This window comes from Archangium sp., from assembly GCF_036277355.1.
Classification (GTDB): domain Bacteria; phylum Myxococcota; class Myxococcia; order Myxococcales; family Myxococcaceae; genus Archangium.
The window spans coordinates 1-14,152 of record NZ_DASUNC010000141.1 but is presented as its reverse complement, the minus strand read 5'-3'; the positions used below and the strand labels follow the sequence as shown (position 1 = coordinate 14,152).

General features: G+C 68.9%; 14 protein-coding genes and 1 pseudogene. 13 read left to right on the top strand and 2 right to left on the bottom strand.

Features of this window, described 5'->3' with window-relative positions; all coding sequences use genetic code 11:
- The first annotated feature begins 244 nt into the window (after positions 1–244).
- The 6 genes and pseudogenes from VFZ09_RS34180 (at position 245) to VFZ09_RS34160 (ending at position 6,809) form a co-directional block, all read left to right on the top strand.
- Positions 245–4,276 (top strand): trifunctional serine/threonine-protein kinase/ATP-binding protein/sensor histidine kinase, encoded by a 4,032-nt coding sequence (locus tag VFZ09_RS34180; RefSeq protein WP_329731936.1) that lies wholly within the window; start codon positions 245–247, stop codon positions 4,274–4,276.
- 39 nt (positions 4,277–4,315) lie between these two features.
- Positions 4,316–4,483, top strand: a pseudogene (locus tag VFZ09_RS51770) (2Fe-2S iron-sulfur cluster-binding protein); the annotation flags it as partial.
- Between the two features lie 69 nt (positions 4,484–4,552).
- Positions 4,553–5,482, top strand: a complete 930-nt coding sequence (locus VFZ09_RS34175) for a DUF6310 domain-containing protein (protein WP_329731935.1) — start codon at positions 4,553–4,555, stop codon at positions 5,480–5,482.
- A 1-nt stretch (position 5,483) separates the two neighbouring features.
- Complete coding sequence (locus VFZ09_RS34170) at positions 5,484–6,248, top strand: DUF5953 family protein (RefSeq protein ID WP_329731934.1); 765 nt, start codon at positions 5,484–5,486, stop codon at positions 6,246–6,248.
- 66 nt (positions 6,249–6,314) lie between these two features.
- Positions 6,315–6,512: a hypothetical protein gene (locus VFZ09_RS34165; protein ID WP_329731933.1), complete on the top strand. Its 198-nt coding sequence runs from the start codon at positions 6,315–6,317 to the stop codon at positions 6,510–6,512.
- A gap of 84 nt (positions 6,513–6,596) precedes the next feature.
- Positions 6,597–6,809, top strand: a complete 213-nt coding sequence (locus VFZ09_RS34160) for a hypothetical protein (RefSeq protein WP_329731932.1) — start codon at positions 6,597–6,599, stop codon at positions 6,807–6,809.
- A 129-nt stretch (positions 6,810–6,938) separates the two neighbouring features.
- Here VFZ09_RS34160 and VFZ09_RS34155 read toward each other — a convergent pair whose 3' ends face one another.
- Positions 6,939–7,439 carry a hypothetical protein gene (locus VFZ09_RS34155; protein ID WP_329731931.1) on the bottom strand — a complete coding sequence of 167 codons (501 nt, stop codon included), beginning with the start codon at positions 7,437–7,439 and terminating at the stop codon, positions 6,939–6,941.
- Positions 7,440–7,982: 543 nt separating this feature from the next.
- On the opposite strand from VFZ09_RS34155, the gene VFZ09_RS34150 reads away from it, so the two are divergent.
- From VFZ09_RS34150 to VFZ09_RS34125, 6 genes are all read left to right on the top strand, one after another.
- Positions 7,983–8,360 carry a response regulator gene (locus tag VFZ09_RS34150; protein WP_329731930.1) on the top strand — a complete coding sequence of 126 codons (378 nt, stop codon included), beginning with the start codon at positions 7,983–7,985 and terminating at the stop codon, positions 8,358–8,360.
- Between the two features lie 9 nt (positions 8,361–8,369).
- A complete protein-coding gene (locus VFZ09_RS34145; RefSeq protein WP_329731929.1) occupies positions 8,370–9,005 on the top strand; it encodes a GAF domain-containing protein in 636 nt (211 codons plus the stop codon).
- Complete coding sequence (locus tag VFZ09_RS34140) at positions 9,002–9,484, top strand: chemotaxis protein CheD (RefSeq protein WP_329731928.1); 483 nt, start codon at positions 9,002–9,004, stop codon at positions 9,482–9,484. The genes VFZ09_RS34145 and VFZ09_RS34140 overlap by 4 nt, the downstream gene beginning before the upstream one ends.
- A gap of 170 nt (positions 9,485–9,654) precedes the next feature.
- Positions 9,655–11,439, top strand: coding sequence for a methyl-accepting chemotaxis protein (locus tag VFZ09_RS34135; RefSeq protein ID WP_329731927.1), 1,785 nt, complete (start codon positions 9,655–9,657; stop codon positions 11,437–11,439).
- Positions 11,440–11,448: 9 nt separating this feature from the next.
- Complete coding sequence (locus VFZ09_RS34130; protein ID WP_329731926.1) at positions 11,449–11,949, top strand: chemotaxis protein CheW; 501 nt, start codon at positions 11,449–11,451, stop codon at positions 11,947–11,949.
- Positions 11,946–12,815 (top strand): protein-glutamate O-methyltransferase, encoded by an 870-nt coding sequence (locus VFZ09_RS34125; RefSeq protein ID WP_329731925.1) that lies wholly within the window; start codon positions 11,946–11,948, stop codon positions 12,813–12,815. The genes VFZ09_RS34130 and VFZ09_RS34125 overlap by 4 nt, the downstream gene beginning before the upstream one ends.
- Positions 12,816–12,843: 28 nt before the next feature.
- On the opposite strand, the gene VFZ09_RS34120 is transcribed toward VFZ09_RS34125, so the two are convergent.
- Entirely contained in the window at positions 12,844–13,530 is a 687-nt protein-coding gene (locus VFZ09_RS34120) for a helix-turn-helix domain-containing protein (protein WP_329731924.1), read from the bottom strand.
- 96 nt (positions 13,531–13,626) lie between these two features.
- Here VFZ09_RS34120 and VFZ09_RS34115 point away from each other — a divergent pair, with 96 nt between their 5' ends.
- Positions 13,627–14,037 carry a hypothetical protein gene (locus VFZ09_RS34115; RefSeq protein ID WP_329731923.1) on the top strand — a complete coding sequence of 137 codons (411 nt, stop codon included), beginning with the start codon at positions 13,627–13,629 and terminating at the stop codon, positions 14,035–14,037.
- Positions 14,038–14,152 lie beyond the last annotated feature (115 nt).

Genomic DNA, 14,152 nt, shown 5'->3' with positions numbered 1-14,152 from the left:
TGGTCCTGGGCTTCAACAGTCCGCCACATTTCAAGGACGCGGGCACACCCCATGTAGGTCTCAGCCCCCGAAGCGCGCAGCGGATCTGAACAACCCGCAACCGCATCACAACGGGGATTGCCCACTATCTTTCACTTCAAGGAAATCCACGTCCCCGGTCCGGTTCGGGCGACGGGGTGGCCCGCCGGGTGCTCGGGCGTGGGAAGTGGCATGCTCCTTCCCACGTTTTACCAGCCCGTCACCCATGGACACGCTCGATTCCTTCCAACTGCCCCAGCGCCTCTACGGACGCGACACGCACGTCGCCACGTTGCTGCGAGGCCTCGAGCGGGTCATCCAGGAGGGCCAGTCGGAGCTCATCCTGGTGCGCGGCTACTGCGGCATCGGCAAGTCGTCGGTGGTGCACGCACTGCGGGAGCCCGTGGTGCGGCGGCGGGGATTCTTCCTGAGCGGGAAGTCGGAACCGTTCCAGGGGGACGTCCCCTACGCCACCCTGTCGCAGGCCCTGGCCGGTCTGACGCAACAGTTGCTGGCGGAGCCGGACGAGCAGCGCGCCCGGTGGCGGGAGCGGCTGCGCGAGGCCTGGGGCGAGCAGGGCCAGGTGCTCGTGGACGTGGTGCCCCCCCTGGAGCACGTGGTGGGCCGGCAGCCGGCGGTCCCGGAGCTGCCCCCCGGAGACGCGCAGTACCGCTTCCACCGGCTGTTCCAGATCATGTTGACGTTGCACCGGGACGGCCTGTTGACCCGGGCCGCCGAGGGCGGGTGGCGGTGGGATGCCGCGGGCGTCCGGGCACAGGACTACTCCGACAACGTCGCCGACTTCATGGTGAGCCGGCTGCGCCAGCTGCCCGTGCGGACCCAGCACCTGCTGCAACTGGCCGCGTGCGTGGGCAACGTCTTCCCGTGCCAGCTGCTGCTCATCCTCTCCGGCGCGGAGCCGGGCGAGGTGGAGTCCGGCCTCGAGGAGGCGATCCGCGAGGGCATGCTGGTGCGCGTCGGCCCGGAGCAGTGCCGCTTCCTCCACGATCGCATCCAGCAGGCGGCCTATGACCTCGTCCCCGCGCCGGAGCGCAAGGCCGTCCACCTGCGCATCGGCCGCCTGATGCTGGCGAGCCTGTCCCCGGAGGAGCTCCGCGAGCAGCTCTTCGATGTGGTGGGGCAGCTCAACGCGGGAGTGGACCTGATCCACGACGCGGGCGAGCGCCACCGGGTCGCCCGGCTGATCGCCCATGCGGGCGGGAAGGCCCGGGCCTCGACCGCGTTCCGCTCGGCCGCGGACTTCTTCGCGCTGGCCTTCACGCTCATTCCGGGGGACCCCTGGGAGACGGACCCGGAGCTGGCCTTCAAGCTCCAGCTGGACCAGGCCCACGGCGAGTTCATGAGCGGCAATGCCGCCGGGGCGCGCCGGCTGGTGGAGTGGCTCCGGCCACGGGCCCGGACCCGCGTGGACCTGGCGGCCCTCTACCGTCTGGAGAGCGAGCTGCTCCTCGCCGCCAATGAGTTCCAGGGCGCCAGGAGCTGTCTGATGGAGGCGCTGAACCGGCTCGGCATGCCCCTGCCTCCCCACCCCTCCCGGAGGGAGGTGGTGACCGCCAACGACGAGGTCTGGGAGTTATTGGGCGAGCGCTCCATCGAGCAGCTCATCGGCCTGCCGCTCATGACGGATCCGGACATGAAGGCGGTGATGGACGTGCTCGGCGCGCTGTTCACCCCGGCCATCTTCACGGACGAGAACCTGCTCATCCTCCACCTGTGCCGGATGGTCTCCCTGAGCCTGCGCTACGGCAATACCGAGGCCTCCGTGCACGGGTATGCCTGGTACGGGCTGATGCAGGGAGCCGTCTTCAAGCGGTACGGGGAAGGCCATGCCTTCGGCGTGCTCGCGAACGCGCTGGTGGAGCGCCACGGCTTCTCCGCCGCGCGGGGACGGGCGCTGTACGCCCTGGAGCTGAACAGCTATTGGGTGCGCCCCCTGTCCGAGGCGCTGGAGATCGTCCGCGACGCCTTCCACCAGGCGCTGCGGGGCGGGGACTTCCAGGTCGCCTGCTACTGCAGCAACCACATCGTCACGGACCGCCTCGTCCTGGGACACCCGCTGGAGGACGTGTACCAGGAGACCCTCACGCGGCTGGACTTCGCGCGCCAGTCCGGCTTCCAGGCCGCGCAGGACGTCATCATCCATTCCCAGCGCTACGTGCAGCAGCTGCGGGGGCTGTCCCGCTCGTTCGACACGATGAGCGGCGAGGGCTTCGACGAGGACGCCTTCGAGGCCGGCCTCACCGTGCACCACATGAGCACGATGCGGTGCTGGTATTGGATCCTCAAGATGCAGTCGCGCTTCATGTGCGGCGCGTACGCGCAGGCGCTGGAGGCGGGGGACCAGGCCGCGGAGCTCACCTGGGCCTCGCTCGGCCACATCCAGCTCTTGAACTTCCACCTCTACCGGGCACTGGCACTGGCGGCCTGCTACCCGGCGGCGGCGCCCCAGGAGCAACGGCAGTACCTGGACACCATGTGGCAGCACCAGCAGCAGCTGGCGGAGTGGGCGGGCCAATGTCCCGACACCTTCCGCGCCGCCGAGCGGATGGTGTCCGCGGAGCTCTCCCGCCTCACCGGCGGCATGGAGGAGGCACTGCGGGCCTACGAGGAGGCCATCCACTCCGCGCGCGCGCACGGCTTCATCCAGAACGTCGGCCTCGCCAACGAGCTGGCGGCGAGGTTCTGGCGCGAGCGCCGCGTCCCCACCCTCGCCGACACCTATGCCCGCCACGCGCGCGAGGCCTACCTGAAGTGGGGCGCCCTGGGGAAGGTCCGGCACCTGGAGGCGCTGTGGCCCCAGCTGGTTCCCCTCACCGCCCTCCACGCGCCCCACTCCGAGACGGAGGCGGTCCAGCAGCTCGACGCGCTCGCCGTGGTGAGGGCCCAGCGGGCCATCTCCGGAGAGCTGGACCTCGAGCGGCTGGCGGCGACGCTGGTGCGCGTGGCCACCGAACACGCCGGGGCCTCCCAGGGCGCCCTGCTCCTCGTCGAGGACGGAGGGCTCTCCGTCGCGGCGCTCCTGGAGGTCCGGGAGGAGGAGCTGCCCGGGAGCCTCATCTCCTACGTCGAGCGCACCCGGGAGCACGTGCTCATCGCGGACACCGCACTGCCCCACCCCTTCTCGTCGGAGGCCGCCTTCGAGCGCGGCCAGCTCCGCTCGGTGCTCTGCCTGCCCCTGGTGCGCCAGGAGGAGCTCCAGGGCGTGCTGTACCTGGGCAACACCCTCTCCGCCCACACCTTCACCCCGGCGCGCCTGTCGCTGCTCGGACAGCTGGCCGCCCAGGCCGCGACGTCGCTCGAGAACGCGCGGCGGCATGCCAGTGTCCAGCGCGCCGAGGCCTCCCTGCGCAAAGCCCACGACACGCTCGCGCAGCGCCTGGAGGAGCAGGCGTGGGAGCTCAAGCAGGCCCAGGCCCGGCTGGGAGACGCGGTGCGCGAGACGGGCACGGCCGAGGTGGCCGCCAACGTGCTCCACAACATGGGCAACGTACTCACCAGCGCCGTCCTCAACGCTCAACTCCTGCGCGACAAGGTGGACGGCTCCCGCATGGTCCGGCTCAAGCAGCTCACGGGCATGCTCGAGCAACATCAGGGAGACCTCGCGGGCTTCCTGACGAAGGATCCCCGAGGCCCCCAGTGGATGAGCTACCTCTCCGGCCTGGCCGATGAGCTGTTGCGCGAGCACACGTCCCTGAAGGAGAGCGCGGGGAAGCTGAGGGAGCACCTCGAGCACATGCGCGCCATCATCCAGGTGCAGCAGGCCTACGCCCGGAACTCGCTCCTGCCCGAGGAGTGCGATGTCGCGCAGCTGGTCGAGGACGCGCTGAGCATCCAGCTGCCCGCGCTCCAGCGCCACGGCATCACCGTCACCCGGGAGCTTCGCGCACACCCGAGGGCGCGGCTGGACAAGCACCGGGTGTTGCAGATCCTCATCAACCTCCTCACCAACGCGCGCAACGCCATGAGCGGGATGCCCGAGGCGTCGAGGCTCCTGCGGGTGCGGCTCGACGCGGAGGGGGGAACGGCGCGCATCCAGGTGGTGGACAGCGGCAAGGGGATCGCCCCGGAGCACCGCGAGCGGCTGTTCTCGCAAGGCTTCACCACCCGAGCGGATGGACAGGGCCTGGGGCTCTACTCGAGCAGCCTGGCGGCGAAGTCCCTGGGCGGCCGGCTCTCCCTGGAGAGCGAGGGGCCTGGCAAGGGCGCCACGGCCACGCTGGAGCTCCCCCTCGCGTAGCGGGGCGCGCAATCAACGTGGCAAGCCACGTGCAAAGAGACCCTGCTGCAGGAGGCCCGCGAGACGAAGGTGTCGCTCCCGTACTTGTGCGAGCGAGGCGTGTGTGGCACCTGCAAGGTGCGAGTGTACTCCGCCAGGATGCCGGGAATGGCGCCGCTTCAGTACCCACGCGGCGCCGGTACACCTCACTACGGAACGTTGGTCTGAGTGAGCTGGAGGTAGTCGAACGCACCCGCCAGGACTCTCCAGGTTCTGAATGGGTTGGAGAATGTAGCCATGCGTTTCCGAGCGTGCATCGCACTTCTGCTCTTTATCTCGGCCTGCGCTACGTCAGCGCTGAGCCCAGGAGAGACAGCGTCCTGGAACCCGAAGCTCGCCAACCTTCAGCGAGCGGCGAAGCTGCCCTGGGCGGACGAGGGGCGGTGCGCCGTCCGCGAAGCTTCCGAGCCCTGGCCCGTGCTGGTGGAGCGGTGCTTTCATGCTCTCGACCATGACCGGATCGAGTTTCACGACTCCACAGGAAGATGCGCTGTCGCCTCCGCAGGAACTGCTGCCATGGGAATTGGAGTCTGTGTCCTCGCGGCGCCGGAGTTCGTCGTGGGAGCGGTAATCGTCGCGGGCGTGGTGGTGGTGGGACTCGCCATCAAAGAAGCGCTGGATGCGTATGCTCTGGATATGGGCCGCCCCGAGGCAAGGCCCGCACCTGAAACGCGGCCCGTGCCTGAAACAGCGCCCGTCCCGCAGAAACCCTCGCCGAAAAAAAGGCCCAAGCCGAAGCCCAAAGGACCGGATCATCCTCCTCCGCCGCCACCCGAGACCTCGGAGCAAGATCGCCCCAGGTGCGAGCCCGTCCCGGCGAAGTACCACCTGGGCGGTAACAAACTGCACGATCAGTGCGCCGACAGAATTCCGAACAACAGTTTCCCCGGCGGGGATGTGTTCGTGAATGGGAAGAACTTCGACGCGCTGCAACTGGCCACGCGTACGCTGTGGGAGGTCAAGACCGACAACTTCGACACGTTCCCGCCCGACCTTCGAGAAATCGTGGTCGAGAGCCAGGTGGAAGAGTTGCGGTACGAGCGCGCCCTCGCTCTGGCTTGTGGATTTGACTTCCGGGTCGGCGTGCTGAGCCCCGCGCACAAAGCAGCACTTGAACGCACGGCCCCGGATCTCGATGAAGTCATCGTAATCATGGAGTGGTGCTGAGATGCCAGCCACACAAGAAAATGAAATTGCCATGACCGTTTATGCACCTGCACTCGTGGGCAATGAGGGTCGCCCTTTGGCCATTGTTCATGGAATGGAGCGCGTGCTCCCTGGCTTGCGCCTGGAGTGGACGATTTCTAGCGAGGGAAAACGCATCCCAGTGCCGCAGCGCGAGGCATTTCTCGCCCGAGGGAGGCCAAACGGGCGTGGATTTCCGCTCCTCCGAAACGGGGATGATGACTTCCGGGTGACAGTGACTGGACTGGAACTACCGGCTGGCAGCTCGCCAGGTGGCCAGGCCCAACTTGAGATTCATGCGGTGTTGCCTCTGACCGGAGACGGCATCGCAGCAGCAGCGGAGGTGCTGGAAGCTGTAGCGGAAGGCGCTCGCGCGTTCTGGGGGCACGCAACGCCGTTCAATGCGGGAGTGGATATTGCGCGCCAGACGAAAAACCGGGCGGCGAATCCGCAGCCTCCACCCCGAGGGCTGCCAGCGCTGAAGCCCCCATGGAACATCCGCTCGCCTGAGATTCCGCATCGCCTGGGGTGGCTGAATTACTGGTCGGATGCTGCCGCACGATCCATCGGATTTCCGGACACAGCCCGCGACGCGGAGCTGCTCTCGCGCGCACGGCGTACCTCGACGGGCGGGTGGGTTGTCCGGCTCACGGACGCACCGCTCGAGCTAGACAACCCCGCCCACCTCGACGCGCTCAAGCAGGCCTACGAGCGCTTCCCTGAGATTGGCGGGCGCGCTACCCCTTGAGACCGGCACCGCTGACCCAGCCGCTGTGAAGGCCTGAACCCGTACGGGAGGACGCCAGGACTCGCCGTGCGGTACCCCGGAGCGAGACAGTTCCAGCACGTGGGGGCCTTCTACTCGGACGGGAACGCGAACGGGCTCCTGGACGCGGACGATCTCGCCCTGCATGCAGGCCCCGAGGCGCTCCATCTCTCGCGCCTGGGAGAAGGAGCGTTCGATGGAGAGGTGGCCATCTTGCGCCTGGAACGCAGCCGCCCGCGGCGGTGAGAAGGCGGTATGGAACAGCACTCTGCTCTGGTACACCGACGCTGGAACACAAGCTTCGGTGCGTTCACACCTGTGGAGGCTGTGATGAGGACGAAGACTCTTGCATTGCTACTGGCGGTGCTGCTCTGTGCCTGCGTCGGCGATGCCAATTCCAAGGGAGAGCTCGAGCTGGAGACGGCGACTACGCCGCTGACGATGACGAAGGACGTTCTGGTGTATAGCGAGGTCACCGACCCACTCACCGGCGACGTCGCGTTTACCGACCTGCTCTCGCTCGAGCCTGCTCCACTGCATTGACGACCCATCCGTTCGGGGTGGCATACATCCAGTCGACGACCGCGACGTGGCCAAAGGGCAGTTGAGCTCCGATTCCGAAGACGATGAGGTCCCCGTGCTCGGGCTTGTGGGTGCCTGCGGGTAGGTGATTCAGCCGCTCTCCGGAACGGTGCACAGATCGTTGGCGTTCGCGACGGGAGGCAGCGCTCTCTGGTGCACGTAGGCCCAGTACCGCCGAGCGAACTCCACGCACTGGTATTGGTGCCCGAACCCCCCGACGCCCGCACAGTTGTTGCCGCTTCCCATGTCACTTCCGTTGGAGTATGCGATGATGCCGTCCAGACGGTCGAGCGTCTGCCCGCGCGCGCGTACGGCTTCATCCAGAACGTCGGCCTCGCCAACGAGCTGGCGGCGAGGTTCTGGCGCGAGCGCCGCGTCCCCACCCTCGCCGACACCTATGTCCGCCACGCGCGCGAGGCCTACCTGAAGTGGGGTGCCCTGGGGAAGGTCCGGCACCTGGAGGCGCTGTGGCCCCAGCTGGTTCCCCTCACCGCCCTCCACGCGCCCCACTCCGCTCTCCGGCCTGGCCGATGCGCTGGGCGGCCGGCTCTCCCTGGACAGCGAGGGGCCCGGCAAGGGCGCCACGGCCACGCTGGAGCTCCCTCTCGCGTAGCACGGGCCGTGTCATCCTTTGTATCAATAACATCCATTGTGGCAAGGACGTGCAAAGTTTGCACGTGCTCGCGCAAATCCTCACGAGGCGCGAGAGCTGGATTTCAACAAGTACAGGCCTTTCCTGTCCTGGAACACTCCTGGCGCGAAGATTGCTCGACATCCGGGCATGACGCGCCGGCCGGGCCGGCAGGAGAACGTCCCCCGTTCTCCGTGAAAGAGATTGCGCCATGAGACAAACCCTGGACGTGCAGGAGCCGCCGCGCTTCGCCTCGTCCCACCCGGAGAAGCCGGCGCTCCCCTGCCCCTCGAACGGCGCGCCGCACGCGTCGTGCTGCGGGTGGACGAGGAGCTGGGGTTCCGTGCTCAGATGGAGCGCGTGCTGTTGATCTCCGGCGACCGTCCTCACCACCACCGGCGAGGTGCTGGAGGGCTCGGGCGTCGTCACCTGGGCCAACCGCCAGGGCCGGCTCCAGGAGCTCTGCGCCGCTTCCCTCTTCTGAGCCGACAGGAAGCCCCACCATGAACCCGACGCCGAAGAAGATCCTCCTCGTGGACGACTCCAACACCGTCCTGATGATGCACCGCATGCTGCTGCACGGGCAGCCCTACGAGCTGCTCTTCGCCCGCGACGGGCGCGAGGCCGTGGAGAAGGCGGTGGCGAACAAGCCGGACCTCATCTTCATGGACGTGATGATGCCGAAGCTGAGCGGCATGGACGCGTGCCGCGAGCTGCGCACGCACCAGGAGACGGCGGGCACGCCCATCCTGCTCGTCACCACGCGCGGCGAGCCCCACAACGTCGAGGCCGGCTACCAGGCCGGCTGCACCGAATACATCACCAAGCCCTTCGACAGCGCCGAGCTGCTCGCGAAGGTGCGGCACTACCTGGGCGCCTGAGGAGCCTCCATGTCACACGAAGACGGGAGCGTCCTGGAGACACTGCGCGCCGAGCTGGTGATGTTGCGCGACCGGCAGCGGGAGCTGGAGCGGCGGCTGGCCGAGCAGGAGGCGCTGAACCGGGCCACACTGGCCCACGTCGCCATGGCCGAGCACCAGGCCACGCGCCTGACGCGCCTGTACGTGGCCTCGCTCCACCTGCACGGAGCCAGGGAGACCTCCCAGGTGATGGAGGCCATCCAGGAGATCGTCGGTAACCTCATCGGCTCGGAGGAGCTGGCCATCTTCCGGATGGACGAGAGCGGCCGGGCGCTGTCGCTGGTGTCGTCGCTGGGGGTGGAGCCGGAGCGCCTGCGCACGGTGCCGCTGGGACAGGGGCCCATCGGACGCGCGGTCCAGTCGGGCGAGACGTTCATCGCGCCCACGCCCCTGCGCGCCGGTGAGGAGGCCGGTGACGCGGTGTCCGCCTGCGTCCCCTTGAGGCTGGAGGAGCGCGTCTACGGCGCCCTCGCCATCTTCGGACTGCTGCCGCAGAAGCAGGAGCTGGAGGACGTGGATCGCGAGCTGCTCGCCCTGCTCGCCGATCAGGCCGGCCCCGCGCTGCAACGCGCCGAGCTGCTCCGTCACCCGGCGGCCCTGTCATGAAACCGGCCGGCGGCATGGAGCGCGAGGCACCCGCGGAGCCCCGCGCCTTCTTCGTGTACCCCGGGCAGCTGGCCGCCAGCGCGGAGCCCCGCTACTACACCACCATCCTGGGCACCTGCGTCTCGGTGTGCCTGTTCGATCCCCACGCGGGAGTGGGCGGCCTCAACCACTACCTGCTGCCCTACGGGACGGAGCTCACGGGCCCGCGTTACGGGAACGTGGCCCTGGCGCGCCTGCTGCGCGAGGTGCTCGGCCACGGCGCCCACCGCGAGCACCTTCGGGCCAAGGTCTTCGGCGGCATGACGTCGAGCCGGCCCATGGCGCTCCACCAGGATCTCGGCGGCGGCAACGTGGCCCTCGCGCTCGAGTGGTTGTCCGCCGCGGGCATCCCCATCCTGGCCCGGGACGTGGGCGGCCACCGCGGCCGCAAGCTGCTCTTCCACAACCAGGACGGCGCCGCCTGGGTGAAGCACCTCTAGGAGCCGGCCATGGAGTTCAATCTCGACATACCCTCGAGCAGTCCGGCCGCCGCGCGGGCCTCGTGGTGGACGCCCCTGGGCCCCCTCTTCCAGGGACTGCCCGGCGTCTCCGGCTCCACCATCCTCGGCAGTGGCCGGGTGTCCCTCATCTCTCTTCCAAAGGAATCGCCATGCTGCAAGACCTCTCCATCGGAAAGAAGCTGTACCTCGCCTTCGGCACGCTGATCGCCATCCTCCTGGGGGTGGTGGGCGTCTCCTACTCGAGCTTCGAGCGGCTCTCGGAAGCCAACCGCTGGGACAAGCACACCTACGAGGTGCTGCGCGAGGTGGACGGCATCATGAAGTCGCTCATCGACATGGAGACGGGGCTTCGGGGCTTCGCCCTCACCGGAGACGAGAAGTTCCTCGAGCCCACCCAGGCCGGCAAGACGGGCTTCTCCCAGCACTACTCCCGGGCCAGGGAGCTGACGGCGGACAACGCCCGGCAACAGGAGCGCCTGCAGTCGCTGCGCGAGGACTACCAGCACTGGTTCACGGCCGAGGCGGAGCCGCTGCTCGAGCTGCGCCACAAGGCCAACGGGGGTACCACCCCGGTGGAAGACGTGATGCGCTTCGTGAGCACGGCCCGCGGCAAGCAGTACATGGACGGCATGCGCCAGGTGGTGGCGGAGCTCACCCAGGAGGAGCTGCGGCTGCTGGAGCAGCGCTCGCAGACGTCCGCGGCGCTGGAGCAGAACATGTACCGCACGCTGATGGTGGGCGGTGGGGTGGGCACGCTGCTGGCGATGCTGCTGGCGGTGCTGCTGGGCCGGAGCATCGTGCGCCCCATCAACGAGGCGTTGTCCACCATCAACCGGCTGGCACAGGGAGACCTGACGGCCGAGGTGCAGACGCGCGGCGAGGACGAGATCGGCCGGATGCTGGCGGGGATGCGGGAGATGATCCGCTCGCTGCGGCAGATGGCGCAGGTGGCCGAGTCCCTGGCGGCCGGTGACATGACGGTGCAGGTGGTGGTGCGCTCGGAGAACGACACGCTGGGGCGGGCCTTCGGCAGCATGGTGCAGAAGCTGAGCGGGATGATCGGCGAGGTGCGCGCGGGGGCGGCGGCGCTGTCCGGGGCGGCCGCGCAGGTGTCGGCCACGTCCCAGTCGCTCTCGCAGGGCACCAGCAGCCAGGCGGCCTCGGTGGAGGAGACGAGCGCCACGCTGGAGCAGCTCAGCAGCACCATCACCCAGAACGCGCAGAACAGCCGGCTCACGGAGCAGATGGCCACGCAGGGCGCGCGCGACGCGGAGGAGAGCGGCAAGGCGGTGTCGGAGACGGTGCACGCCATGGCGGCCATCGCGGAGAAGATCTCCATCGTCGAGGAGATCGCCTACCAGACGAACCTGCTGGCGCTGAACGCGGCGGTGGAGGCGGCGCGCGCGGGCGAGCACGGCAAGGGCTTCGCGGTGGTGGCCACCGAGGTGCGCAAGCTGGCCGAGCGCAGCCAGAAGGCGGCCAAGGAGATTGGCGGCCTGGCCACCAACAGCGTGAAGATCTCCGAGCGCTCGGGGCAGCTGCTCGGGGAGCTGGTGCCCTCCATCCGCAAGACGGCGGACCTGGTGCAGGAAGTGAGCGCGGCGTCCAAGGAGCAGGCCAGTGGCGTGGCGCAGATGAGCAAGGCCATGGAGCAGGTGGATCAGGTGACACAGCGCAACGCGTCCGCGGCCGAGGAGCTGGCGAGCACGGCCGAGGAGCTGAGCTCGCAGGCGATGGCGCTGCAGCAGCTGATGGCCTTCTTCCGCATCCACGGCCTGGACGACGGCACCGTGCGGCCGCGGCAGGCCGCGCCGAGGCCGGGAGCCCACAAGCTGGCCGCCACGGAGCGGCTGGCCCAGGCGGTGTCCGAGGCCGCGCCGGCCTCCGTGCCCCTGCCCAACGGGCAGGACCTGCGCGACTTCACCCGCTTCTAGGAGCACGCCATGTCGACGGGCACCGAGGACGTATTCACCTCGCAGTACATGGGCTTCCGGCTGGGGGACGAGGACTACGCGGTCCACATCCTGAGGGTGAAGGAGATCATCGCGTACAGCCCCGTCACGCCGGTGCCGGGACTGCCGCCGGTGGTGCTGGGCGTCATCAACCTGCGCGGCAAGGTGGTACCGGTGGTGGACCTGGCGATGAAGTTCGGGCTGCCGGCCCGGCGGGTGACGAAGTGGAGCTGCATCGTCATCGTCGAGTCGGAGCTCGAGGGCCAGCGCACGGAGGTGGGCATCCTGACGGACGCGGTGAGCCAGGTGTTGGACCTGGCGCCCCGGGACATCGAGCCACCGCCCGCGTTCGGCACACGCGTGCGGGTGGACTACCTGGAAGGGCTCGGGCGCCGGGAGGGCGGCTTCGTGCTGCTGTTGAACCTGGATCGGCTGTTGTCCACGTCCGAGCTGCTGGCGGTGTCCCGGGCCACGGAGGAGCAGGCGGCATGAGTGCCGGGGTGGTGGGCGACTCGGAGTTCCGCCTCTTCCAGGAGCTGGTGTACCGGGAGGCGGGCATCTTCCTGGCACCGGTGAAGAAGGCGCTGCTGGCGGCCCGTCTGTCCTCGCGGCTGAGGGCGCTGGGGCTCGAGTCGTTCGCCGCCTACTTCCACTACGTGGTGACGCCGGGCCACGAGGACGAGCGGGTGCGGATGTTGGACTGCATCTGCACCAACGAGACGCACTTCTTCCGGGAGCCGGCGCACTTCGACTTCCTCACGCGGCGGGTATTTCCCGAGTGGAAGGAGCAGGCGGTGAGAGGCCGGCGCACGCGGAGCATCCGGGTGTGGAGCGCGGCGTGCTCGACGGGCGAGGAGCCCTACTCGCTGGCCATGGTGCTGCTGACGAACTTCCCCCCGGGCTCGGGCTGGGACGTGGAGGTGCTGGCGACGGACCTGTCCACGCGCGCACTGGAGCGGGCCCGCGCGGGGCTGTGGCCGATCGAGAAGTCCCAGGAGATTCCCCCCGAGCACCTGCGCGCCTTCATGCTCAAGGGCGTGCGCTCGCAGGAGGGCCGGATGCAGGTGGGGCCCTTGTTGCGCTCGGTGGTGCGCTTCGAGCGGCTCAACCTCCACGCCGAGCACTACCCCGGCGTGGGCAGCTTCGATCTCCTCTTCTGCCGCAACGTGCTCATCTACTTCGACCCGGCGTCGAAGGCGGGTGTGCTGCGGCGGCTGATGGGGCACCTGTCCCCCCAGGGCTACCTGTTCCTGGGCCACTCGGAGAGCCTGGCGGGCAGCCCGGTGCAGGCCCGGTGCGTGCAACCCGCGGTGTACGCTCCCCTGCCCGCCTCGCCGCCCTTGATGGCCGCTTCGTAGCGCGGACGGCAGCGCGCCATCGAGCGGCTCAGCGCACCTCACCCGGCGCCGCGCGCACGGCGTCCGCCAGATAGGCCTCGATCATTCGCGCGAGCTGCTCGATGAAGATCTCGTCCTGCTGGGGCGAGGCGAGCTGCCCCTGGCTGGCGCGCAGCGCGTGCTTGCTCAGCGCGTACCCGTGGGCCGTCACCGCCACCAGGGAGATCACGTGCTGTACCTGCTCGGGCGACGGAGGCGGCAGTCCCCGCGACTGGTTCACGCGGACGAAGTGGCGCGTCACCAGTTCCCCGGCGCGCATCACCACGTCATCCGGCGGACCGGAGAGCGACCAGCGCTCGGCACGGGTGAGCAGCAGCACCCAGAGGCCCACCCGCACGAAGAGCGGATCATCGTGGAGGGCGAAGACTTCCCGCAGCAGCTCGCGCGTCTCCAGTGCCTCCGCCGCGCCCAGCCGCTCCAGCATCGCCACGGCCAGCTTGCCGATGTGCTGGTACACCACCGTCTCCACCAGCCCCTCGTACGTCTTGAAGTAGTGCGAGACGAGCGCATGGCTCACCCCCGCCTCGCGCGCCACGTCCACCAGGCCCACCTGGTCCGGCCCCCGCTCCAGGAAGAGCCGCTCCGCCGCCGCCAGGATCTCCCCACGCGCCTCCTCCGGACTGCGCCGCCTCCTCACCCGCTCCGGCTCCTGCACGCTCTTGCGCTTGCTCGCCATGGCACTCCTGCCTCCACTTATTGGCACATTGACAATAACCACGCCCCTTCTTATTGTCACAGTGCCAATAAGCACCCGCCACCCCGAGGAAGCCCGATGGAGAGCCTGCCCTCCCTGCTGGAGTCCGTTGCCCGCCTGCTGCTCACGCAGGTGGGCTTGATGTTCGTCATCCTGGGGGGCGCATGGCTCTTCCTGCGCACCGGCTTCGCCCAGCGGCGCCGGGTGTACCGGCTGCCCTTCGGCCAGGGACAGCTCTCGAGCGAGCTGCGCGCGGGGCTGTTCGTCCTCGTCTACAGCGCCGCGACGATGGCGCTCCAGGTGCGCTCGGGGCACATGCGCATGGGGGAAGCGGGCCTGGGCAACACCCTGGTGACGTTCACCGTGCTGTTCGTCTTCAACGAGGTCTGGTTCTACGTGAGCCACCGGGCGCTGCACTCGCCCGCGCTCTACTTCATCCACGCCCAGCACCACACGGCGCGGGGTAAGCCTCCGATCCAGCCCAGGTAGTAGAGGTGCGCGAGGGGCCGCAAAGTGCGCGGCGCGATGACGACGAACACAGCGACGACGAAGACGGAGCCGGCGTGGTTGGAAGCAGCGCGGCGGCCGAGGTGGACACCGGAGA